Origin of the sequence: Undibacterium sp. Rencai35W (assembly GCF_049340185.1) — a bacterium.
Lineage (GTDB): Bacteria > Pseudomonadota > Gammaproteobacteria > Burkholderiales > Burkholderiaceae_D > Undibacterium.
Window position 1 is genome coordinate 530,771 of record NZ_JBMPPC010000003.1, and the last position, 22,374, is coordinate 553,144.

A 22,374-nucleotide genomic window follows, 5' to 3' on the forward strand; every position below is an offset into this window, starting at 1 on the left:
CTATCATGGGTTGGCATGGATGCCCAATTGGGCAAACAGCGCTGCATTGCGGCTTGCTTGCTGCGGGAAGCGGCAGCGGGTTGCCTTGACGACTGCATTGAGTTCTGCCAAGGCGGTTGCAAACTCTTGATTAATAATAACATATTCGAACTCGGGAGCGTGCGCCATTTCACCGCCAGCGGCCAGAATTCGACGAGTAATGATGTGCGGTTCATCTTGTCCGCGTTTTTTCAGGCGCTCTTCCAGCGCCGGGATTGATGGCGGCAAGATGAAGATCCTGACCGCGTCCGGGAATTGTTTTTTAACCTGTTGTGTCCCTTGCCAGTCGATTTCCAGCAAAATATCGGTGCCGGCCTGCATTTGCTGCTCAATCAGAATACGGGACGTGCCGTAGTAATTGCCATGAACTTCGGCTGACTCAAGAAACTCGCCCTGTGCTTTGCGTGCCAAAAAATCTTCTACCGTCGTGAAATGATATTCGCGACCATCCTGCTCGCCGGGGCGCGGTGGGCGCGTAGTGTAAGAGATTGATAGCTTGATGGCAGGTTCTTGTGCCAATAAAGCATTCACCAGGGTCGATTTGCCCGCACCCGATGGGGCGGCAACCATAAACAGACTACCTGCAGTGGCTTTGGATGCGGACATAATGGTTCTCAAGCTTCTCAATTATGATTTTTTTGGGGAGTATGCTTTAAAACTAGGCAATTTGCGCAAGCTTTACCTAGTGATTTAAATATACTGGCAGTAGTATAAAGAAAAGTCCTGGTCTATTCAAGATTCTGTACTTGCTCACGCATTTGTTCGATCAGCAACTTTAATTCCATTGAGGCATCGGCCAGTTCTTTCAGTGCGGCTTTCGATCCCAGGGTATTTGCTTCGCGGTTAAGTTCTTGCATCATAAAATCGAGGCGCTTGCCGACTTGGCCTCCTTTTTTCAGGATATGCCGAGTTTCGGTCAGGTGCGCTGAAAGACGCGACAATTCCTCTGCAACGTCGATGCGGATGCCATACAAGGTGACTTCCTGCCGTACCCTGTCGAGCACCTCTTCGCGCGAGATGGTTTGAGTTGCTGAGTTGGCGTTGGCTTGTGACAGGCCCAGCGCCTCTTCCATACGGCTGATGGCTTTTTGCTGGAACTGCTGTACGACCTGTGGTACTAGAGGAGTGATTCTGGTCACAATGGTTTCCATCGCGTCGATACGGTCGGTCAGGACTTGTGCCAGCGCTGCACCTTCGCGTTCGCGGCTGGTGATAAATGCTGTCAATGTCGTATCGATACCGCTGACGATCGCAGATTGCAGAGCGTCGGCATTGATTTCTGCTTCTTCAATCACACCCGGCCAGCGCAGTAATTCGTTGCTAGTCAACGGCGCCGCGTCCGGGAATTGCTGGCGTACTTGTGTTTGAAATGCTGCAATTTGAGTCAGGACGTCTGCATTTAATGCCTTAGAATTGCCGCTGCTGGTTTTTTTGCCGAAACTGAAGCGGCATTCGACCTTGCCGCGAGTCAGTTTGCGCGCAATCGCCTCGCGAAATAGTGGCTCTACTGACCTGAAATCGTCGTTAATACGGAATTGCAAGTCCAGAAAACGTGAGTTCACGCTCTTGATTTCTAGCGTGATGGTGCCGGCATCGGTTTCATGGGTCTGGGCGGCATAGCCGGTCATGCTGTAAATGCTCACGTAATTTCCTTGTAATGCGGTAGGTTAAAAAATAAATGCAAAATAAACGCAAAATAAATACGAGGTAAATGCAAAGCTAGTACGAATTGACTCTGTTCAGCGTGTTCAACGATAGTCAAACACGTTCATACAGCTTGAATCTTGCGCAGGGTTTGCGTTATCCGGCACAGTGCTTATCGGCACGGAGGTTACATTTGGCGACAATATTGCAGTAGGGAAGCAGTTTGCTTTCTTGTTATCCTTTACAAAATCACCAAACATCAACACAATCCTCTCTATCAACGGATTTAGGACGATATGGCCGCACAAAATAACGCACCCTTGCCAGACGGGCTGGAGATTGCTGGATATCGCATTGTAAAGAAAATTGCATCCGGCGGGTTCAGTATTGTTTATCTGGCGTCGGACGAGGATGGCAATGCAGTTGCCATCAAAGAGTATTTGCCAAGCTCGCTGGCACTGCGTCAGCAGGGTGAACTGGTACCTGCTATCTCACCGGAAAACTTACCGATTTACCGTATCGGTCTCAAATGTTTTTTTGAGGAAGGCCGTGCACTGGCGCGTATTGCGCATCCGAATGTGGTCAGCGTGATCAATTTTTTCCGTGCCAATGAAACGGTGTACATGGTGATGGCCTATGAATCCGGCCGCTCGTTGCAAGAGCATATCTTGCGCCGCCGTGATAAAGGTGAAAAACCGCTGGTGTCGGAACGATTCATCCGTCGTATGTTTAACCACGTGATGAATGGCCTGCGTGAAGTCCATACCAACAAGCTGCTGCATCTGGATTTAAAACCGGCAAATATTTATCTGCGTCTTGACGGGACGCCGATCTTGCTGGATTTTGGTGCCGCACGCCAAACCCTGAAGACCGATCTGCCTAAGCTATACCCAATGTACACACCGGGTTTCGCAGCGCCGGAGCTGTATTCAAAAAATGGCAATCTCGGACCGTGGACCGATATTTATAGCATCGGCGCATCGATTTTTGCCTGCATGGTCGGTGCACCGCCGCAGCCATCGGATCAGCGTAAAAATGGCGATAAGATGGAAAACCATTATCGCAAACTCGATGGTTTGTATTCTCCCGAATTGATTGAAGTGGTGCGCTGGTGTCTGAAAATGGATCCGCTGGAGCGGCCGCAAAGTGTGTTCGCGCTACAAAAAGCTTTGCAGCTACAAAAGCAGCCACAAAAAGAACTAACTATGCTGGAAAAAGCCACGCAAAAATTAACGTCCTTATTTGCGCCAGTCCGAAAAAAACCTGTCGAAAGCGACCACACAACGATACAAGACCATACCGTACATTAATGCCGGATCTGGTCTATCCATGTACGGGTCTGGCATGGATTGTTTGATTTGATTCTCCTCAATTATGCCGGTATGTTGCCATTGACCTTACTCGTTTTTAGAATTTAATCCATGCGTTTTTCCGTTTATCAAGAAAGTCATATTGGTGGCCGCAAGGTCAATCAAGATCGCATGGGCTACAGCTTTACCCGCGATGTGATCCTGCTACTGCTGGCCGATGGTATGGGCGGTCACATCATGGGTGAAATGGCCGCAACTATCGCGATGCAAACGATCGGTAATTTATTTCAGCAGCAGGCTCATCCGATGATAGGGCGTCCGGAACGCTTTTTGGAGGACAGTTTTTTTGCGGCTCATCAAGAGATTCATCGATATCGTGAACTGCATAATTTACCTGAGACTCCGCGCACTACTATCGTTGCATGTCTGATACAAAATGGTCATGCGTATTGGGCGCATTGCGGCGATTCACGCCTGTATTGGATGCGTCAGGGTCAGATTTTATTGCGCACTAAAGATCACTCGCGACTAGAAACCTTGATCGCTCAGGGAAAAGTTGATCCGTCGGAGCGTCATACCCACCCTGACCGGAATAAATTATTTAACTGCCTCGGTGCACCAAATGCGCCGATTGTCGAACTATCCCGCCGTGCCACTTTGCAGGCGGGCGATCTGATTTTTTTATGTTCGGATGGATTGTGGTCAGTCTTGCCGGATCATATGCTGGCACAGCGTTTAAACGATCACACTATCGTGCGAGCCGTACCTGAGCTGATCCGTTCCGCAGTCGATATCGCTGGCAAGCAAAGTGATAATGTGACAGCTCTGGCAATGATGTGGGAAGGCGATGACAGGCTAGAAGATTCTTCCATCATATCGACCAACACATTGCCGATAGGATCGATTACGACTACGATACAAGCGCCTGCTCCCGGTGAGCAGGACAATGTTGAAGCAGATGCATTCAACGAAGCCGAAATTGAAAAAGCGATTGCGGAAATTCGCAACGCGATTCATAAATCATCCCGCGTTACTACTAAACCTTAAATTATTCAATCCTATGCCTCATTCTATTCGTCCAAGCGGACGTGCGCCGGACGCATTGCGTCCCGTCGTGATTAGTCGCCATTTCACTAAGCATGCCGAAGGTTCGGTATTAATCGAATTCGGCGATACTCGCGTCATTTGTACCGCCAGTATCGAAGATAAAGTTCCTGGTTTTCTGAAGGGCAAAGGGCAGGGCTGGCTGACAGCGGAATATGGCATGCTGCCACGGTCTACCCACACCCGCATGGACAGGGAAGCAGCGAAAGGCAAGCAATCAGGTCGCACGCAGGAGATACAGCGCTTGATCGGTCGCTCATTGCGCGCCGCATTTGATCTGGAGGCTTTTGGCGAGCGTACCTTACATATTGATTGCGATGTGATCCAAGCTGATGGCGGTACCCGTACGGCAGCGATTTCCGGTGCCATGGTTGCGGCATATGATGCATTTTCAAAACTGGTTGAGCGTGGCGTCATTGCCGCCGTACCGGTAAAACATTTTGTTGCAGCGATTTCAGTCGGCGTCTTTCAGGGTGTTCCGGTATTGGATCTTGATTATCCTGAAGACTCTGCTTGCGATACCGATATGAATGTCGTGATGACTGAGCAAGGGCAGTTTGTTGAAGTGCAGGGCACTGCTGAGGGCGTTGCTTTTGATCGCGCTACGATGAATCGTTTGCTGGATCTGGCACAGGAAGGGATCGCGGATCTGATCGACCTGCAGAAACAAGTATTGGGATTGATGTAGACATGACGTCTGTGACTGCACCCGCTATGAGCGTAGAAATCAATGGAAAAATCAGCGGGAAAAAAATTGTGCTTGCCTCAAATAATCAAGGCAAGCTGAAAGAATTTTTCCATGTGCTATCGCCTCTGGGTATTTCATTGCATGCGCAATCTGAATTTGCAGTGCCCGAGGCAGAAGAGCCTTATTTCACCTTCGTCGAAAATGCCCTGACCAAAGCGCGGCATGCGGCGCGAATGACAGGCTTGCCAGCTCTGGCAGATGACTCTGGCATTTGTGTGAATGCTTTGCAAGGTGCTCCTGGCGTATTCTCCGCTCGTTTTGCTGGCGAGCCAAAATCCGATGCGCGAAACAATCAGCATTTGATACAGCAATTGGCAGGATTTGCAGATAAGTCGGCTTATTATTATTGTATCTTGGTGTATGTCCGCTCAGAGCATGACCCGCAACCTGTGATTGCCGATGGCTTATGGCATGGTGAGATCATTGACCAGCCGAAAGGGGAGCATGGTTTTGGTTACGATCCGCATTTCTGGATTCCATCTTTAAACAAGAGCGTTGCAGAACTGACGCCTTCAGAAAAAAGTCAGTTGTCGCACCGTGGGCAGGCTTTGCGTACCCTGCTTGAAAAGCTGGCCTGAGCAATTTGAACTACTGGTGTGCCGATATGTCATGGAGCCACTTACTCCTAGCTTTTCTTCGTGTCTCCGTGTTTTCGTGTCTGTGTGGTGGGAGGTCTTGGTTTTTGTATCAGCCCCCTCGATGCGATTTTTCAATTTAGAGTTTTTTAGAAGTCCCCAAAACTGAATCCGCAATGCTGGCGCGCCTTCTGGCCTTAAATGCCTCTGAAAGCCTTATCTAGCCTGCGGATTCTCTTTCGGATCTGTTGAGCGGCCTTTCGTTTTGCGTCAAATCTACGTGCGTAAGAAACTACCATGATTCCAATCAAGCCGATTTCTTCGGTCCCTTTATCGCAGAAAAAGACGGAGTTGTCCGCCGTGCCACTAGATGTGGCCAGCCATTTTCTGGGTGCCGGTCAGTTTAATTTCACTAGCCTGCCGCCACTGTCGCTGTATATACACTTTCCCTGGTGCGTTAAAAAGTGTCCTTATTGCGATTTCAATTCGCATGAAGTAAAAACCAGTTTTGACGAAAACCTCTATCTGGATGCTGTGCGTGCAGATCTTGAAGCGGCTTTGCCCCTGATCTGGGGGCGTAAGATTTATACGATCTTCATTGGTGGCGGGACGCCTAGCCTGATGTCGGCAGCCGGACTGGATCGCCTGATGTCAGATGTGCGCACCTTATTGCCAGTTGACGGTGCAGCTGAAATTACCTTGGAAGCCAATCCAGGTACCTTTGAAACGGAAAAATTTCGTTCTTACCGTGATAGCGGAATCAATCGCTTGTCGATTGGCATTCAGAGTTTTAATTCGCAACATCTGCAAGCGCTGGGACGCATTCATAACGGCGATGAGGCCAGACGTGCGATCGATATAGCGCAACAATATTTTGAGAACTTCAATCTTGATCTGATGTTTGCCTTGCCTGGCCAGACGCTGGAACAAGCGAAAGCAGATGTCGAGACCGCTATCGCCTGTGCACCTCCCCACCTGTCCTTATATCATTTGACGCTGGAGCCAAATACCTATTTCGCCAAGTTTCCGCCGGTGATTCCGGATGATGATCTGAGTGCGGAGATGCAAGAGTTGATTCAGTCCAGGATGCTTGCTGCCGGTTACGGTAACTACGAAGTCTCTGCGTATGCTAAGCCAGGCCGCGAATCGCGCCACAACCTGAATTACTGGAATTTTGGAGATTATCTTGGCATCGGCGCAGGAGCGCATTCTAAGCTAACGTTTCCGCACAAGATTGTTCGTCAAGTGCGGTACAAGCAACCGAAAATATATATGGAGGAAAGTTTGCGCGGTGCAGCAGTTCAGGAAACTGTGGAAATTCAACGACACGAAGTAAGTTTTGAATTCATGCTCAATGCTTTGCGCCTGAATCAAGGTTTCGCTGTGAATTTATTCAACGAACGTACAAGTTTGTTGTTGAACGATCTGGAAAAAGAGTTGACGGTCGCGGAGCAAAAAGGCTTGCTCAGCAGGGATCACCAGACAATTCGCCCTACTGAATTGGGCCGTCGGTTTTTGAATGATCTGCAAACTTTATTTTTAAGGGATGAATCCTGACTAAGAATATTGATCGCAATCATTACAGGGGACTTTTTTTAAAGTCACACAACTTAAAGTAAAACTTTAATTGATGTTGCAACTTTACAAGTTTCAACATAGTATTTCGTGATGACTTAAAAACTACTCCAAGAGTAAAAACCAGCCCATGACAAACGCGAATGGTTTTAAATTACCAGTTACACCTCTTTCTCCTGTCGTCAATCATCAGCAACAGCTTGCCGCGTTGAGCATGCATTTTGAGACGAACTCTGTTGCACAATCTCTTCAGTTATTGCAGCAATTCAAGCAGTGCGAATTTTTTGAAAAGCTGCCTGGAATTTTCCTATTTATCCCCATCGACGATCCTGCGACATTGCCCGCGGATGTTGACGAGCGTATCGGGGTATCCAAAGTGGTACTTCTGATTCCTGAGGCAGCATGTGGTGATAAAGATGTGCAAACCAGACTCAACTATCTCGCGAGTAAAGGCGTACGCCTGGTGGTTGACAACTTCGCGTCACGGTCAGAGTTGATCTGGAAAGATACCGCAGCAGTTGCAGTTGATTGCCATGCCGGAGTGCCGTTTTATATCAAGCCCTGGTTATCCAGTTTGCAAAGCAGCATGCGTGTCGCCAAAAAATTGGGAACATTCGCGCAGTTGCAAGAAGCGCTTGATGCGGGTTTTAGTCTATTCGCAGGCGACTATGCGTTCCATCCTGCTCCCAGCGGCAAATCCGGTGATGCCGGTGCGAGAACACGGTTATTGAAATTATTAGGCTTGGTATCGCGTGATGCAGAATCCAGGGAGCTGGAGGAATTATTTAAGCAGGACAGCAGTTTGTCTTTTATGCTTTTTAAACTGGTCAGCTCTGCCGCATTTGCACAGACTGTCAAGGTCACTAGTTTTGGGCAGGCGATTAATTTGCTCGGACGCCGGCAATTGCAACGCTGGCTACAATTACTGTTATACGCCCGTCAGCAAGACAGCGGCGGTGCGCTGAATCCTCTCATGCTGCGTGCGGCATTTCGTGCCAGCCTGATGGAAGCGTTGTGTCAGAAAAACGGTGGCAACAGGGATGAGCAAGATTGCGCATTCATGGTCGGTATGTTCTCGTTGCTAGATACCTTGTTCGGCAGTCCGCTCAGTGAAATTCTGCAGCCTCTGAACTTGCTGGATGAAGTGCTTGCTGCATTGCTGCAGCGCGAAGGTGTGCTGGGGCAGCAACTGGCGCTCGTTTGCTGTGCTGACCGTACGCATTGTGATGATGGCGTAATCGATAGCGAGCGACTAGCTGCGATTGGTGTCACTGAGACGGATTATTATGTGGCCATGATTAAGGCCTATGTCTGGGTGAATCAGGTTTGTCAGGATATGTAGATGAACCAGACCTGGGCGCTGACAGAATTCAGTTTGGGTGCGTCGCTTGGCGAGGCGGTCCTATGCATGCAGGGGCGTCATCTCGACCAGGAGTTAACACGCATTGCTCAAGCGATCGTCAATTCTCCCGAGGTCAGGTTTGTGCCGCAACTTACTGAGACCATCAGCGCCGAGCATGAGCTTTGTCCGGTTTCGGCAGAAGCCTTTTATGTGCTCTCTGGTAAGAAGGGGGAGTACTCCGAATCAGATCTGGCAAAGCTGGCGATTCTAGCGCAACTCACCGCTAAATTGTTAGCAGCCAAAGCGCAGCTGGACCAGCGTTTCAAGGCCTCTGCCGAAGCGCAATTACAGCAATCGCAAATTCTCGATCAGATTCATGAGTCCGTGATTACGATGGATTTGGCAGGTTTTATCATCAGCTGGAATCGTGGTGCGGAAAATTTGTTTGGCTATAGCGCCAGTGAAGCCATTGGTAAAAATATTCTGTTTCTTTACGACGAGGAAGAAGTCGATGGTTTGCGCTTATTCGATTCTTTCCTGGAGGATGGCGGACGTGAAATGGAAGTCCGTCGCCGCAAAAAATCGGGTGAAGTTTTTTGGGCCAGCCTGAGTCTCTCACCTTTATGCGATTCCAATACGCAGCCGATAGGGATGATCGGTTATCTCAGTGATATTACTGAACGCAAACGTGCTGAAGAGCAGATCAATCATCTCGCTTATTACGATCTGTTGACCGATCTTCCGAATCGTACTTTATTTAAAAAATTGGTCGATAAGGCCTTGCTGCAATCGCAGCGGAATCATTCGATAGGCTCACTCTTATTTATCGATCTGAATCGCTTTAAGCCAATTAACGATACGTTGGGTCATGCAATTGGTGATCTCTTGCTAAAACAGGTCGCAGAACGGTTTCGTCTGGCATTACGTGAAAATGATGTGATTGCGCGTCTGGGCAGCGACGAATTTGCGATTGGTTTGCTAGATATTCCTCAGGACATTCACGCTGGTCTGGTGGCGCAAAAATTATTGACGACCTTAGATCAGGCCTTTTTGGTTGAGGGGCATGAGCTGCGTATCGGTGCAAGCATTGGCATCAGTATTTATCCGCAAGACGGCATGGAGGCTGACCAGTTGCTGCAAAAATCAGATATCGCCATGTTCAAGGCAAAGCGCAACGTCGAGCGCGCAAGCGGTAGTTATGCCTTTTACGATAACGAAATGAATCGCACCATTGCTGGCCGGTTGTATCTGGAGTCAGGTTTGCGTCGTGCCTTGCAGCATGCCGAATTCTCTCTGTTGTATCAGCCGAAAGTGAATATTCTGACTGGTCAGATGATTGGCGTCGAGGCTTTGCTGCGCTGGAATCATCCTAAAAAAGGCATGATATCGCCAGCCGAATTTATTCCTGTCGCAGAAGAGACGGGATTGATTTTGCAGATTGATGCTTGGGTTCTGGAGACTGCTTGCGAGCAAGCCAGACAGTGGCAGGCAATGGAGATTGCACCTTTCAGGATTGCGGTTAATGTCTCGGCTAAAGAGTTCACGTCAACGTTGCCGAGCCGGGTTCGCGAGGCGCTGACCCAATTCCAGATATCACCGGCATGGATAGAATTAGAAATTACCGAGAGTATGCTGATGCACAGTGCCGAGAGTGTCATCACGATCATGGATGAAATCGCGGCACTGGGTGTGACATTGTCACTCGATGATTTTGGTACTGGCTATTCTAGTTTGTCGTATCTGAAACGGTTTCCTATTAATACGCTGAAAATTGATCGCTCGTTTATTCAGGGCGTGCCAACGGATAACGATGACTGCGCGATTGCCGGTGCGATTATCAGTATGGCGAAGAAATTACGTCACAAAGTGATTGCAGAAGGCGTCGAGAATTGGGAACAGCTATCATTTTTAAAAGACGCGGGTTGCGATGAAGTGCAGGGATATTTGTTTTCGCGGCCCGTGAGTTCTGATCAGATTACAGAGATGCTGACCGGTGGTTTTCATTTTTCTGTGTGATCACGCGAAAATAAATGCCGCAAACCTACAGAACATTGCTATAATAACGGGCTTGGAAGGTTGGTGCTGTTTGTGTTTGCGCCAGTCTGAAGATTAATAGTAAGTACGGAAGTGTGGCCGAGTGGTTGAAGGCACCAGTCTTGAAAACTGGCGAGGGTGTGAGCCCTTCGTGAGTTCGAATCTCACCGCTTCCGCCAAGAATTTAGCAGGATCTAAGCCCACGTTGCTCTTTTGAGAACGTGGGTTTTTCGTATGTGGGTTGCCTGTTCACCTTTCTCCTAGCTCTAATGCCCCTCATGTTGCTCCAAAAAACCGTGCGTCAATTATCCCGTGTCTGTTCGTCCTCATTCGCATTGATACTACTGTCTGCTTGTGTCTCGGCGCCGGTTCAGGTGATTGCGCCGCCTTTGCCTGTGCCTGTGGTAAAGGTGCCTAAAACGATACGTATTGGCCTGGCTCTGGGGGGCGGTGCTGCGCGCGGGTTTGCGCATATCGGAGTCATTAAGGCGCTGGAATCTCAGGGTATTAATGCGGATATCGTGGTAGGTACCAGTGCGGGCAGCGTTGTCGGTGCAATGTATGCTGCCGGAAATAATGGCTTTGCTTTGCAAAAAATGGCGCTGGATATGGATGAGGCGACCATTTCTGACTGGTCTTTGCCTTTGTTTGCTAAAACCAGCGGTGTGTTGAAGGGGGATGCGCTACAGGCTTATGTGAATAAATCGGTGGGGCAAGCGCCTATTGAAAAATTGAAGAAACCATTCGGCGCGGTTGCGACAGATTTGCATACTGGCTTGCCAGTCCTGTTTCAGCGCGGAAATACCGGTCTGGCGGTGCGAGCATCATCTGCGGTGCCCGGTGTATTTCAGCCGGTCAAAATCAATGACAGGCAATATGTTGATGGCGGTTTAGTGTCACCGGTGCCGGTACGCTTTGCGCGTGAGATGGGGGCAGATTTTGTTATTGCGGTAAATATTTCTTCTCAGCCAGATTCGCAGGCGGCATCCAGTTCTCTGGAGGTATTGATGCAGACTTTTACCATCATGGGCCAAAGTTTGAATCAATTTGAATTAAAAAATGCGGATGTTGTGATCAAGCCTGAGCTGGCGAGTATGAAGGGTAGTGATTTTGCAGGGCGTAACCTGGCGATTCTGGCGGGGGAAAAAGCGGCAATGTCGGCGATGACTGACATTAAGCAAAAAATTCGTCTGATGCAGGAGAAATAACGATCAGCTAAATGGTCGGTTAGTTTGTTGCTGAAATTATATACTCCAGCACAGTATATTTGCGTCACGCCGCAGAATCAGCGGGATAAGGCAGGTTTTCGATAAACATAGGGGGAGTATAAGTTTAAGGCTTGCTATCTTGCTTCTTCTCTTCTTCGTTGATTCGTCTGGCGCCGTTAAAGCGTTTTTTCCAATACGCGATGTCCATGCTCTCTATCCGCACTTGCCCGCCAGCGGACGGTGAGTGAATAAATTTGTTATCCCCGAGATAAATGCCGACGTGAGAGAAGCCTCGGCGTAGCGTGTTATAAAAAACCAGATCGCCAGGTTGTAAATCTTTTTGCTCTACGGTTTCCCCGACTTTGCTAATCTCATGTGAGGTTCTTGGCAATTCGGCACCCAGCGCATCTTTAAAAACCAGTCTTACAAAGCCACTGCAATCAAGGCCGTTTTCAGGTGTATTGCCACCACGCTTATAGCGTATTCCCAGCATATCCATTGCCTTGACCGTCAAGTTGGAGGCGCGTTCACGGAGCTCCTGAAGTTTTAAGTAGGCGGTAGATGACTCTGGGAATGGGTTTTCTGCGGCTTGACTAGATGTGCAGACGGTAAGCTGCAGGGCGCTGGCGAGTAGTACAGTAAGGACTAATTTTGCTTTCCTTGAATGTCGGGAAATTGGTATTAGCATCGATGCACCTGGTTGGAAAAACCGCCCAACTTTAAGCGAACTATTGCGGAATGTAAACTCGTCAATTGTAATAATTAACTAAATGATACTTATTGGGGGATTCATTTGGAGTGAAATGCTGACCGGGAACTGATTAAATTGTTAAAACAGTTTGTATACTTAAGCGAACTGGCTTGACGTACAATCCGCTCACATTTCAATCTGGAGGCAATGATGCAAACTAAACCCGTATTAACTTTGGACGATGTAAAGACAATTGCGGCAGCAGCAGAGGCTGAGGCGAAGGCGAATTCCTGGGCGGTTGTCATTGCGATTGTCGACGACGGCGGTCATTTAATGTGGCTGCAACGTCTGGATGGTGTAGCGCCAATCTCCGCACAAATCGCACCTGCCAAGGCAACTACAGCGGCGCTTGGTCGTCGTGAGTCCAAAATTTATGAAGATATTATTAATAATGGTCGCTTCTCTTTCTTGAGTGCACCGTACATCGAAGGCATGCTGGAAGGTGGTGTACCAATTATAGTGGACGGACATTGCGTAGGTGCCGTTGGTGTTTCGGGTGTTAAGTCGTCAGAAGATGCGCAGATTGCAAAGGCTGGCATTGCCGCCTTGCAGGGTTGATATTCTGTACGATCAAACTCTCGCTAACAGGCGGATAAGCTGATTGATTGGCTGCCAGGTGTAGCAGGGCATTTAAAGCAGAAGGGCGCAAATTGGCATGGTGATCCATGTGATTTGCGTCCTTTTTCTGTGATTCCGGTTTGCCTGAGAGGCGTATTTGCGCTATAATTCGAGGGTTTAGCCAATCCAAATCCCGTCGTATCGCATACCCAAATCCACATCGCACCTTAAAATCGTCCCCAGCTACGCGAAGATTGTGCGTGGGCATTCATGACGAGTATTTCGGCGCAGCGTAGCGACGGTAACAATACAGGAGTTACCCTTGCTGCCATTTCCGCAGTCTTTACGTCCCCAACAAGATGTCATCGCCATTCTTGCCCTCGCAGACGGGACAATTTTTACCGGTGTATCCATAGGTGCTTCCGGACACACCATCGGTGAAGTCGTTTTTAATACTTCTATGACGGGTTATCAAGAAATCCTGACTGACCCAAGCTATAGCTCCCAGATCGTTACCCTGACTTATCCGCATATCGGTAATACTGGTGTGAACTCAGAAGATGTTGAGTCTGACAAAATTCATGCGGCTGGTCTGATCATCAAAGATTTACCGCTGCTGGTATCGAATTTCCGTTCCGAACAATCCCTTGCCGATTATCTTAAGTCGCAAAACATAGTAGCCATCGCCGGTATCGATACGCGTAAATTAACGCGGATTTTGCGTGAAAAAGGCGCGCAGGGCGGTGCTATTCTGGTCGGTAGTGATGCAGAAAAAGCTATCGCGTTAGCGAAGTCATTCCCTGGTTTATCAGGAATGGATCTGGCGAAAGTCGTATCGACCGCCAAGTCTTACAACTGGACTGAGGCAGAATGGACGCTCGGTCGTGGCTATGGTGAGCTAGCTGATCCGCAATTTCATGTGGTGGCTTTCGACTTTGGTGTTAAACGCAATATTCTGCGTATGCTAGCGCAGCGTGGTTGCAAAGTGACGGTATTGCCTGCTCAGTCTTCGGCTGCTGATGTACTGGCACTTAATCCTGATGGCGTATTTTTGTCAAATGGTCCCGGTGATCCGGAGCCATGTGACTATGCGATTGCTGCTGCCAGAGAGTTGATCGAAAAAGGTATTCCGACTTTCGGTATTTGTCTTGGACATCAAATTATGGCGCTGGCGTCTGGTGCTAAAACTCTGAAGATGAAGTTTGGCCATCATGGTGCGAATCATCCGGTGCAGGATTTAGATACTAAGCAGGTGCTGATCACATCACAAAACCACGGCTTCGCCGTTGATTCTGCCTCACTGCCGGCAAATTGCCGCGTGACGCATGTGTCCTTATTTGACGGTTCTTTGCAAGGCTTTGCGCGTACTGATAAGCCGGCATTTTGTTTCCAGGGACATCCTGAAGCATCGCCAGGACCGCATGATATCGCCTACCTGTTTGACCGCTTTACCCAATTAATGAGTGCCGCAAAAGCGCAGGCAAAAACAGGAGAAAAATAAAAATGCCTAAACGTCTCGATATAAAAAGTATTTTGATTATTGGTGCCGGTCCTATTATCATCGGACAAGCATGTGAGTTCGATTATTCCGGCGCACAGGCTTGTAAAGCCTTGCGTGAAGAGGGATACAGAGTCATTCTGGTTAATAGTAATCCCGCAACGATCATGACAGACCCGGAAATGGCGGATGTCACCTACATTGAGCCGATTACATGGCAAGTCGTTGAACGTATTATCGCGAAAGAAAAACCGGACGCGATTTTGCCGACAATGGGTGGCCAGACTGCATTGAATTGCGCACTTGACTTGCATCGCCACGGTGTTCTGACTAAATACAATTGCGAACTGATCGGTGCCTCCCCTGAGGCGATTGATAAAGCCGAAGACCGCTCCAAATTTAAAGATGCGATGACCAAGATTGGACTTGGGTCTGCTCGCTCAGGTGTCGCTCATAACATGGATGAATCATGGGCCGTACAAAAGACCGTGGGCTTTCCAGTCATCATTCGCCCATCCTTCACCATGGGGGGCACGGGCGGCGGTATTGCGTATAACGAAGAAGAGTTTGAAACGATTTGCAAGCGTGGTCTTGAAGCATCGCCAACCAATGAATTACTGATTGAAGAATCATTAATTGGCTGGAAAGAATACGAAATGGAAGTCGTGCGCGATAAAGCCGATAACTGCATTATCGTGTGCTCGATTGAAAATCTGGATCCGATGGGTGTACACACTGGTGACTCAATTACGGTAGCGCCGGCGCAAACGCTGACAGATAAAGAATACCAAATCATGCGGAACGCCTCACTGGCAGTTTTGCGTGAAATTGGGGTGGATACTGGCGGTTCTAACGTGCAGTTTTCGATCAATCCGGCGGATGGTCGCATGATTGTGATTGAGATGAATCCGCGTGTATCGCGTTCGTCTGCATTAGCGTCTAAGGCAACCGGGTTCCCGATTGCCAAAATCGCGGCGAAGCTGGCGGTTGGCTTTACCCTCGATGAGCTGCGCAATGAAATTACGGGCGGTGCAACACCAGCGTCTTTTGAGCCATCAATCGATTACGTGGTAACTAAAATACCGCGTTTTGCTTTTGAAAAATTTCCTCAGGCCGATAGTCACTTAACGACGCAAATGAAATCGGTCGGTGAAGTCATGGCGATTGGCCGTACGTTCCAGGAGTCTTTCCAGAAAGCCCTGCGCGGACTGGAAGTCGGTGTAGACGGGATGAATCAGAAAACTCTGGATCGTGAAGTGATCGAGGAGGAGCTCGGTGAGCCTGGTCCGGATCGTATCTGGTATGTTGGTGATGCATTCGGTCTCGGTTTTACGCTTGAAGAAGTGCATCAATTGACGCATATTGATCCATGGTTCCTTGCGCAGATCAAAGATATCGTTGATATCGAATTGTGGCTGGATCATCAGACTTTGGATGGTCTCGATAAAGAAGTGCTGTTAAAAATCAAGCAAAAAGGCTTCTCTGATCGCCGTCTCGCAAAATTGTTGAAAACAACGGATAAGGCAGTGCGCGAGCGTCGTCATGCGCTGAACATCCGTCCTGTTTATAAACGTGTAGATACCTGCGCCGCAGAGTTCGCAACCAAGACTGCGTACATGTATTCAACGTATGAAGAAGAGTGTGAATCTGCACCAACGGATAAGAAAAAAATCATGGTGTTGGGCGGTGGTCCTAACCGTATCGGTCAAGGTATTGAATTCGATTATTGCTGCGTACATGCGGCGTTTGCAATGCGTGAAGATGGCTATGAGACGATCATGGTCAATTGCAATCCCGAAACAGTCTCTACCGACTACGACACATCGGATCGTTTGTATTTTGAGCCGCTGACATTGGAAGATGTACTCGAGATCGTCGATAAAGAAAAACCAGTTGGCGTAATTGTTCAATACGGCGGACAGACGCCTTTGAAACTTGCCCTGGATCTGGAAACGAATGGCGTGCCGATCATCGGCACCTCACCGGACATGATTGATGCCGCAGAAGACCGCGAGCGTTTCCAGCAAATGTTGCATACCTTAGGTTTGCGTCAACCACCAAATCGTACCGCGCGCACTGAAGAGCAGGCCTTGGCTCTGGCGCAGGAGATCGGTTATCCGCTGGTAGTTCGTCCATCGTATGTATTGGGTGGGCGTGCCATGGAGATTGTGCATGAACAACGTGATCTTGAGCGCTACATGCGTGAAGCCGTCAAGGTGTCGCATGATTCTCCTGTGTTGCTGGATCGTTTCCTGAATGATGCAATTGAGGTGGATGTTGACTGTATTTCAGATGGTGAGCATACCTTCATCGGTGGTGTGATGGAGCATATCGAGCAGGCTGGCGTGCACTCTGGTGACTCAGCATGCTCATTGCCCCCATATTCTCTGGCAGCCGACACGATTGACGAGCTGAAACGCCAGACGTCCTTGATGGCAAAAGGTTTGAATGTCGTCGGTTTGATGAATGTGCAGTTTGCGATTCAGCAGCAGGATGGTAAAGACGTTGTCTATGTACTGGAGGTGAATCCGCGCGCATCCCGCACGGTGCCTTATGTTTCTAAAGTGACAGGCTTGCAGTTAGCTAAAATTGCCGCGCGTTGCATGGTAGGGCAATCACTGGCTTCGCAAGGCATTCACAAAGAAGTTGTACCATCTTATTTCAGCGTCAAAGAAGCCGTATTCCCATTCGTCAAATTCCCGGGGGTAGATACGATTCTTGGACCAGAGATGAAGTCCACAGGCGAAGTTATGGGTGTTGGCAAGACGTTTGGCGAAGCTTTTGTGAAATCGCAACTCGGTGCCAGCATCAAGTTGCCGACATCAGGCAAGGTGTTCCTGAGTGTCAAAGGAAGTGACAAGCCGCGGGCAGTTAAGGTTGCAGCTGATCTGGTCGAGATGGGCTTTAGCGTAGTGGCGACCAAGGGTACGGCCGCAGCGATTGCCGCGGCAGGTATACCTGTTGGCACGATTAATAAAGTCGCTGAAGGTCGTCCGCACGTAGTTGATATCATCAAGAATCACGAAATCGCTCTGGTCATCAACACAGTCGAAGAGAAGCGCAGTGCAATTACCGATTCACGTGCCATTCGCGTGTCATCGTTAGCTGCTCGTGTGCCCACGTATACGACAATTGCAGGAGCTGAGGCAGCAGTGCAGGGTATGCGTCATCTGGATGAATTGCATGTCTATGATTTACAAGGTCTGCATAAAACCTTACACTAAGCAAATAGCTTAAACTTCGATACAGAGGTCACAGACGGTGTCCAGTCCGGATGCCAGATGTGGCCTCTGTATTTTTACTTTATGAGTGTGAATGAAATGAGTACAGTACCTCTTACCAAGTTCGGCGCAGAATTGCTGAAGCAAGAATTGCATAATCTGAAGACGAAAGAGCGTCCAGACGTCATTAACGCTATTGCTGAAGCGCGTGCTCAGGGCGACTTGTCAGAAAATGCTGAATATGATGCGGCGAAAGAGCGTCAGAGTTTTATCGAGGGACGTATTGCTGAATTAGAAGGTAAGCTCAGCGCCGCACAAATTATTGATCCTTCGACTCTTGATGCAGAAGGTCGCGTCGTGTTTGGTGCAACAGTGCGTTTGGAAGATCTCGAAACGGAGCAAAAAGTCAGTTATCAGATCGTTGGTGATGATGAGGCTGATATCAAACTAAGTAAAGTTTCAATCAGTTCACCGATCGCACGCGCCCTGATCGGTAAATATGTTGGCGACGTCGTCGGTGTTCAGGCACCTGCTGGTGTTCGTGAGTATGAAGTGCTGGATGTGTTGTACATCTAAATAAAAAAAGACCAGACTGATCAAGGTCTGGTCTTCTATTGATTTGCAGCGAAATGCTGCATTTGCTGTATGATCAGGCATTACCCAAAGCAGATTTCTTCGCGCTGGATTGACGTGGTTTAGCACGCTTGATCGAACCACCTTGTGTGACGCGCTCATTGCCTTTAACCATGACTTTCGAAACCGTAGGTTTTTTGGTGCCGCTGGCGCTAGGTTTAACGATCGTAACCTCACGCATACCTTTGCCTTTTTTAACTAACTTGGTTTCTTTGATGCCGTCGACTTTAGGGCGATAAAGAACCAGTAATTTACCGATATGCTGGACTGGCGCTGCTTTGAGCGATTCGCAAATCGTGTCATACATCGTAACGCGTGCTTCGCGGTCATCGCCAAATACGCGTACTTTAATCAATCCATGAGAGCTGAGACCAGCATCGATTTCTTTCATCACGGCGGGCGATAAACCGGCTTCACCGATCAGAACGATAGGTTTCAGGGCATGGGCTTCGGAGCGCAATTCGCTACGTTCAGCGGGCGTGAGTTTCAACATATAAATTCCTTTAAAAGCAGTATTTTACGCGAATGGCAAAAAATAAATTCAATCAAAATTGGGTGCACGACCATATTAACGATCCTTATGTCAAATTGGCACAGAAGGAGGGTTATCGTGCGCGTGCCGTTTATAAGCTAAAGGAAATCGATGAAGCGGAAAAATTGATCAAGCCAGGACAGATTATCGTCGATTTAGGAGCAACACCAGGTAGTTGGTCGCAATATGTGCGCAATAAATTAGCTGGCAAAGACGGCGGCGGTATCTTGGGTGAGATTTTTGCATTGGACTTATTGCCAATGGATCCCATTGCTGATGTCCAATTTATCCAGGGTGACTTCCGTGAAGAAGAGGTACTGAGTCAACTGGAAGCTAAATTGCAAGGTCGTAAATTAGATCTTGTTTTATCTGACATGGCACCTAATCTATCCGGTAATTCTACTGTGGATGCCGCACGTATCGAATATATTCTTGAGTTGGCAGTGGAATTTTCTAACGCGCATCTGAAGCCGACAGGAGCTTTACTAGTGAAGTGTTTTCATGGTCCCGCCTACAATACGATTGTGACCATGTTTAAAACGCAATTTAAAACTGTCACAAGTAAAAAACCCAAAGCCAGCAAAGACAAGTCATCTGAGATATTTTTGCTGGGTCGTGGGCTAAAAAATGATTAAAAATACTCAAATAGATCAAAAATAGCCAAATTGTCAGCCAATCAGACCTTGATAATCATCAAAGTGGGCTGCATATGCGCTCTAGCAAGCTCTATCCAATGCGGGTAAAATGCAAAATTACAGTGTGTACAGGCGTGCTTATACGTCCAAGGAGTTCTCGTGAATAATATGTTTTCAAAAGCAGCCATTTGGGTCGTTATAGCCTTGGTGCTTTTTACTGTGTTCAAACAGTTTGATAAGGGCATTTCTTCTGGTGCCTCCGCAATGCCATATTCCGAGTTTCTGGATGAGGTTCGTGCCAAACACATTAAGGACGCAACGATTGATGATGCAAACCGCACTGTCACGGCGACGACACTGGACGGTAAAAAAATCAAATCTCAACTGACGATATTTGATCGCGGTCTGGTTGGTGATCTGGTAAACAATGGCATTAAATTTGATAATAAACCGCCTGAAGAACAATCGTTCTTGTCGCAGGTCTTTATTTCATGGTTCCCGATGTTGCTGTTGATCGGCGTTTGGGTATTCTTTATGCGCCAGATGCAAGGCGGCGGCAAGGGCGGTGCTTTTTCTTTTGGTAAGTCCAAAGCCAGAATGCTGGATGACACCAATAATAACGTCACTTTTGCCGATGTCGCCGGTTGCGATGAAGCGAAAGAAGAGGTTGGTGAAATCGTCGATTTTCTGCGCGATCCAAGCAAATTTCAAAAACTTGGTGGCCGTATTCCTCGTGGCGTATTAATGGTAGGTCCTCCAGGCACAGGTAAAACCTTGCTGGCACGTGCAATTGCCGGCGAAGCGAAGGTACCTTTTTTTACCATTTCAGGTTCTGACTTTGTCGAAATGTTTGTCGGCGTAGGTGCTTCTCGCGTTCGCGATATGTTTGAAAACGCGAAAAAGCACGCACCGTGCATTATCTTTATTGATGAGATTGATGCTGTTGGACGCCATCGCGGTGCCGGTATGGGCGGTGGAAATGATGAGCGCGAACAAACATTGAATCAAATGCTGGTTGAGATGGACGGTTTTGAGGCCAATTCCGGTGTGATCGTGATTGCCGCGACTAACCGTGCTGACGTATTAGATAAAGCCTTATTGCGCCCAGGTCGTTTTGATCGTCAGGTTTCTGTTGGCTTGCCGGATATTCGTGGTCGCGAACAAATTTTGAATGTACACATGCGCAAGGTTCCTATTAGTACTGATGTCAAGGCAGATATCCTGGCTCGAGGAACTCCTGGCATGTCTGGTGCTGACCTGGCGAATTTGGTGAATGAAGCCGCATTATTTGCTGCGCGCCGTAATAAGCGCTTGGTGGAAATGCTGGATTTTGAAGATGCAAAAGACAAAATATTTATGGGCCCAGAGCGTAAATCTATGGTGATGCGGGAAGATGAACGTCGTAATACCGCTTACCACGAGTCTGGCCATGCAGTTGTCGCAAAGCTATTGCCCAAGGCGGATCCTGTGCATAAGGTCACCATCATGCCGCGTGGTTTTGCATTGGGCTTGACTTGGCAGCTACCTGAACATGATCAGATTAGCGGTTATAAAGACAAAATGCTGGAAGAAATTTCAATTTTGTTTGGTGGTCGTATCGCTGAAGAGATTTTTGTCGGACAAATGTCGACGGGTGCATCAAATGACTTTTCTCGTGCAACCAAACTGGCACGTGCGATGGTGACTCGTTTTGGTATGTCCGACAGCATGGGTGTGATGGTGTATGAAGACAGTCAAAGTGAAGGTTACTTCGGCGGCCCTTCTAAAACAATTTCTGAAGTAACGCAGCAAAAAGTCGACGCGGAGATCCGTAGTATTCTGGATACTCAATATGCGTTGTCACGCAAATTGTTGGAAGAAAATCGTGACAAGGTTGAGGCAATGACTAAGGCGTTGCTGGATTGGGAAACGATTGATGCGGATCAGATTAATGACATCATGAGCGGTATTGACCCTCGCCCGCCGAAGCCAGGCCAGTCCACTAGAAAAACACCTTCAGATTCAAGTTCTGGTGGTGTATCTCCTAATGCGGCGGCACCAGCCTAAGATTTATTTGGTGAAATACGTTTAATTTAGTTTAGGGTGAGAAGTGATTCTCGCCCTAATTTTTTTATATTTATGAATAATTTTTTTGATTGCGGACGGTATCGCTTTCCTTTGCAGGGAAGTCAATTTCGACCGATTGTGATGGGCATCCTGAATGTAACGCCAGATTCGTTTTCTGATGGCGGACAGTTTCAGGCACTCGACGGCGCTATGTCCCATGCAGAGCAAATGATTCAGGACGGCGTTGACATTATTGATGTAGGTGGGGAGTCTACCCGGCCAGGTTCGACCCGGGTTTCTCTGAATGAAGAGCTAGACCGGGTGATGCCGATTATTTACGCCTTGCGTGACTGCGGCAAACCTCTGTCAATTGATACCTACAAAACTGAAGTCATGCGTGAGGCGATACTTGCCGGTGCCGATATGATTAATGACATCAATGGATTCCGGTCTGAAGGTGCTGTCAGTACTGTCGCAGCAAGTGATGTCGGCTTATGTGTGATGCATATGCAAAATTCGCCCACAGACATGCAGCAGCGCCCTCAGTATGAGGATGTCAACCAAGAGGTTACATTGTTTCTGGAGGAGCGTCTGACTGCTTTGAGTAAGGTTGGCATAGAGAATTCACGCCTTTGCATCGACCCGGGGTTTGGTTTTGGAAAAACTCTGGAGCATAATATTTCGATGTTAAAAAATATTGCTCAATTTCAGACGAAGCATGGTTTGCCGCTCCTGGCCGGTTTGTCACGCAAATCCATGTTGGGAACGATTACTGGAAAGCATGTTGAACATCGCCAGGCGGCTAGCTTGGCTGCGGCATTAGCGGCCATCGCCCATGGAGCAAAGATTGTACGGGTGCATGATGTTGCCGGAACGGTCGATGCCATCAAAGTATGGCAAGCATTAAGTAATTAGATGGTT

At 48.2% G+C, this 22,374-nt stretch carries 19 protein-coding genes and 1 tRNA gene; 16 read left to right on the plus strand and 4 right to left on the minus strand.

The annotated features are described in order from the left end of the window. Nucleotides 1-3: 3 nt before the first annotated feature. Both gmk and ACO0K3_RS09460 read right to left on the minus strand, forming a co-directional pair. Nucleotides 4-645 (minus strand): guanylate kinase, encoded by a 642-nt coding sequence (gene gmk, locus ACO0K3_RS09455; protein WP_422983958.1) that lies wholly within the window; start codon nucleotides 643-645, stop codon nucleotides 4-6. 122 nt (nucleotides 646-767) lie between these two features. Then, on the minus strand, nucleotides 768-1,667 hold the full coding sequence (locus ACO0K3_RS09460; RefSeq protein ID WP_422984059.1) for a YicC/YloC family endoribonuclease: 900 nt from the start codon (nucleotides 1,665-1,667) through the stop codon (nucleotides 768-770). Nucleotides 1,668-1,979: 312 nt separating this feature from the next. Between ACO0K3_RS09460 and ACO0K3_RS09465 the strand changes: the two genes are divergently transcribed. The 9 genes from ACO0K3_RS09465 to ACO0K3_RS09505 all read left to right on the plus strand — a co-directional run bounded on the left by ACO0K3_RS09465 (nucleotide 1,980) and on the right by ACO0K3_RS09505 (nucleotide 11,579). Further along, on the plus strand, nucleotides 1,980-2,993 hold the full coding sequence (locus ACO0K3_RS09465) for a serine/threonine protein kinase (RefSeq protein WP_422983960.1): 1,014 nt from the start codon (nucleotides 1,980-1,982) through the stop codon (nucleotides 2,991-2,993). 111 nt (nucleotides 2,994-3,104) lie between these two features. Then, entirely contained in the window at nucleotides 3,105-4,040 is a 936-nt protein-coding gene (locus tag ACO0K3_RS09470; protein ID WP_422958145.1) for a PP2C family protein-serine/threonine phosphatase, read from the plus strand. A 13-nt stretch (nucleotides 4,041-4,053) separates the two neighbouring features. After that, nucleotides 4,054-4,785: a ribonuclease PH gene (gene rph, locus ACO0K3_RS09475; RefSeq protein ID WP_422983962.1), complete on the plus strand. Its 732-nt coding sequence runs from the start codon at nucleotides 4,054-4,056 to the stop codon at nucleotides 4,783-4,785. 2 nt (nucleotides 4,786-4,787) lie between these two features. Next, nucleotides 4,788-5,423 carry an RdgB/HAM1 family non-canonical purine NTP pyrophosphatase gene (gene rdgB / locus ACO0K3_RS09480; protein ID WP_422983964.1) on the plus strand — a complete coding sequence of 212 codons (636 nt, stop codon included), beginning with the start codon at nucleotides 4,788-4,790 and terminating at the stop codon, nucleotides 5,421-5,423. Nucleotides 5,424-5,717: 294 nt separating this feature from the next. Continuing rightward, entirely contained in the window at nucleotides 5,718-6,977 is a 1,260-nt protein-coding gene (gene hemW / locus ACO0K3_RS09485) for a radical SAM family heme chaperone HemW (protein ID WP_422983966.1), read from the plus strand. Between the two features lie 148 nt (nucleotides 6,978-7,125). Beyond that, nucleotides 7,126-8,337 carry an EAL and HDOD domain-containing protein gene (locus ACO0K3_RS09490; protein WP_422983968.1) on the plus strand — a complete coding sequence of 404 codons (1,212 nt, stop codon included), beginning with the start codon at nucleotides 7,126-7,128 and terminating at the stop codon, nucleotides 8,335-8,337. Beyond that, nucleotides 8,338-10,353, plus strand: a complete 2,016-nt coding sequence (locus ACO0K3_RS09495; RefSeq protein ID WP_422983971.1) for a putative bifunctional diguanylate cyclase/phosphodiesterase — start codon at nucleotides 8,338-8,340, stop codon at nucleotides 10,351-10,353. A 107-nt stretch (nucleotides 10,354-10,460) separates the two neighbouring features. After that, nucleotides 10,461-10,550 (plus strand) — tRNA-Ser (locus ACO0K3_RS09500). Nucleotides 10,551-10,649: 99 nt separating this feature from the next. Next, nucleotides 10,650-11,579 carry a patatin-like phospholipase family protein gene (locus ACO0K3_RS09505; protein WP_422983973.1) on the plus strand — a complete coding sequence of 310 codons (930 nt, stop codon included), beginning with the start codon at nucleotides 10,650-10,652 and terminating at the stop codon, nucleotides 11,577-11,579. Between the two features lie 124 nt (nucleotides 11,580-11,703). Here the strand turns inward: ACO0K3_RS09505 and ACO0K3_RS09510 are convergent, their stop codons facing one another. Then, nucleotides 11,704-12,267, minus strand: a complete 564-nt coding sequence (locus ACO0K3_RS09510; protein WP_422983975.1) for a C40 family peptidase — start codon at nucleotides 12,265-12,267, stop codon at nucleotides 11,704-11,706. Between the two features lie 213 nt (nucleotides 12,268-12,480). Between ACO0K3_RS09510 and ACO0K3_RS09515 the strand changes: the two genes are divergently transcribed. The 4 genes from ACO0K3_RS09515 (at nucleotide 12,481) to greA (ending at nucleotide 18,183) form a co-directional block, all read left to right on the plus strand. After that, the gene (locus ACO0K3_RS09515; protein ID WP_422984061.1) at nucleotides 12,481-12,888 is read left to right on the plus strand and encodes a GlcG/HbpS family heme-binding protein; all 408 of its coding nucleotides are present in this window, start codon (nucleotides 12,481-12,483) and stop codon (nucleotides 12,886-12,888) included. A gap of 322 nt (nucleotides 12,889-13,210) precedes the next feature. Further along, nucleotides 13,211-14,389 carry a glutamine-hydrolyzing carbamoyl-phosphate synthase small subunit gene (carA, locus tag ACO0K3_RS09520; protein ID WP_422983977.1) on the plus strand — a complete coding sequence of 393 codons (1,179 nt, stop codon included), beginning with the start codon at nucleotides 13,211-13,213 and terminating at the stop codon, nucleotides 14,387-14,389. Nucleotides 14,390-14,391: 2 nt separating this feature from the next. Beyond that, nucleotides 14,392-17,610, plus strand: a complete 3,219-nt coding sequence (gene carB / locus ACO0K3_RS09525) for a carbamoyl-phosphate synthase large subunit (RefSeq protein WP_422983979.1) — start codon at nucleotides 14,392-14,394, stop codon at nucleotides 17,608-17,610. 96 nt (nucleotides 17,611-17,706) lie between these two features. After that, nucleotides 17,707-18,183, plus strand: a complete 477-nt coding sequence (greA, locus tag ACO0K3_RS09530) for a transcription elongation factor GreA (RefSeq protein WP_422958564.1) — start codon at nucleotides 17,707-17,709, stop codon at nucleotides 18,181-18,183. A gap of 73 nt (nucleotides 18,184-18,256) precedes the next feature. Here the strand turns inward: greA and ACO0K3_RS09535 are convergent, their stop codons facing one another. Next, nucleotides 18,257-18,733 carry a YhbY family RNA-binding protein gene (locus ACO0K3_RS09535; RefSeq protein WP_422958155.1) on the minus strand — a complete coding sequence of 159 codons (477 nt, stop codon included), beginning with the start codon at nucleotides 18,731-18,733 and terminating at the stop codon, nucleotides 18,257-18,259. Nucleotides 18,734-18,765: 32 nt separating this feature from the next. On the opposite strand from ACO0K3_RS09535, the gene ACO0K3_RS09540 reads away from it, so the two are divergent. The 3 genes from ACO0K3_RS09540 to folP all read left to right on the plus strand — a co-directional run bounded on the left by ACO0K3_RS09540 (nucleotide 18,766) and on the right by folP (nucleotide 22,368). Further along, a complete protein-coding gene (locus ACO0K3_RS09540; RefSeq protein ID WP_422958156.1) occupies nucleotides 18,766-19,407 on the plus strand; it encodes an RlmE family RNA methyltransferase in 642 nt (213 codons plus the stop codon). Nucleotides 19,408-19,566: 159 nt separating this feature from the next. Further along, nucleotides 19,567-21,453, plus strand: coding sequence for an ATP-dependent zinc metalloprotease FtsH (gene ftsH / locus ACO0K3_RS09545; RefSeq protein ID WP_422958157.1), 1,887 nt, complete (start codon nucleotides 19,567-19,569; stop codon nucleotides 21,451-21,453). Nucleotides 21,454-21,525: 72 nt separating this feature from the next. Then, complete coding sequence (gene folP / locus ACO0K3_RS09550; protein ID WP_422983981.1) at nucleotides 21,526-22,368, plus strand: dihydropteroate synthase; 843 nt, start codon at nucleotides 21,526-21,528, stop codon at nucleotides 22,366-22,368. Nucleotides 22,369-22,374: the final 6 nt, after the last annotated feature.

What these genes read in the sequence shown, in the direction of transcription:
- hemW (WP_422983966.1), top strand. Translation starts at nt 5,718, where the DNA reads ATGATTCCAATCAAGCCGATTTCTTCGGTCCCTTTATCGCAGAAAAAG.
- ACO0K3_RS09460 (WP_422984059.1), bottom strand. Translation starts at nt 1,667, where the DNA reads ATGACCGGCTATGCCGCCCAGACCCATGAAACCGATGCCGGCACCATC.
- greA (WP_422958564.1), top strand. Translation starts at nt 17,707, where the DNA reads ATGAGTACAGTACCTCTTACCAAGTTCGGCGCAGAATTGCTGAAGCAA.
- ACO0K3_RS09490 (WP_422983968.1), top strand. Translation starts at nt 7,126, where the DNA reads ATGACAAACGCGAATGGTTTTAAATTACCAGTTACACCTCTTTCTCCT.
- carB (WP_422983979.1), top strand. Translation starts at nt 14,392, where the DNA reads ATGCCTAAACGTCTCGATATAAAAAGTATTTTGATTATTGGTGCCGGT.
- ACO0K3_RS09515 (WP_422984061.1), top strand. Translation starts at nt 12,481, where the DNA reads ATGCAAACTAAACCCGTATTAACTTTGGACGATGTAAAGACAATTGCG.
- folP (WP_422983981.1), top strand. Translation starts at nt 21,526, where the DNA reads ATGAATAATTTTTTTGATTGCGGACGGTATCGCTTTCCTTTGCAGGGA.
- ACO0K3_RS09535 (WP_422958155.1), bottom strand. Translation starts at nt 18,733, where the DNA reads ATGTTGAAACTCACGCCCGCTGAACGTAGCGAATTGCGCTCCGAAGCC.
- rdgB (WP_422983964.1), top strand. Translation starts at nt 4,788, where the DNA reads ATGACGTCTGTGACTGCACCCGCTATGAGCGTAGAAATCAATGGAAAA.
- ACO0K3_RS09505 (WP_422983973.1), top strand. Translation starts at nt 10,650, where the DNA reads ATGTTGCTCCAAAAAACCGTGCGTCAATTATCCCGTGTCTGTTCGTCC.
- ACO0K3_RS09510 (WP_422983975.1), bottom strand. Translation starts at nt 12,267, where the DNA reads ATGCTAATACCAATTTCCCGACATTCAAGGAAAGCAAAATTAGTCCTT.
- gmk (WP_422983958.1), bottom strand. Translation starts at nt 645, where the DNA reads ATGTCCGCATCCAAAGCCACTGCAGGTAGTCTGTTTATGGTTGCCGCC.
- ACO0K3_RS09465 (WP_422983960.1), top strand. Translation starts at nt 1,980, where the DNA reads ATGGCCGCACAAAATAACGCACCCTTGCCAGACGGGCTGGAGATTGCT.
- ACO0K3_RS09540 (WP_422958156.1), top strand. Translation starts at nt 18,766, where the DNA reads ATGGCAAAAAATAAATTCAATCAAAATTGGGTGCACGACCATATTAAC.
- ACO0K3_RS09470 (WP_422958145.1), top strand. Translation starts at nt 3,105, where the DNA reads ATGCGTTTTTCCGTTTATCAAGAAAGTCATATTGGTGGCCGCAAGGTC.
- ACO0K3_RS09495 (WP_422983971.1), top strand. Translation starts at nt 8,338, where the DNA reads ATGAACCAGACCTGGGCGCTGACAGAATTCAGTTTGGGTGCGTCGCTT.
- rph (WP_422983962.1), top strand. Translation starts at nt 4,054, where the DNA reads ATGCCTCATTCTATTCGTCCAAGCGGACGTGCGCCGGACGCATTGCGT.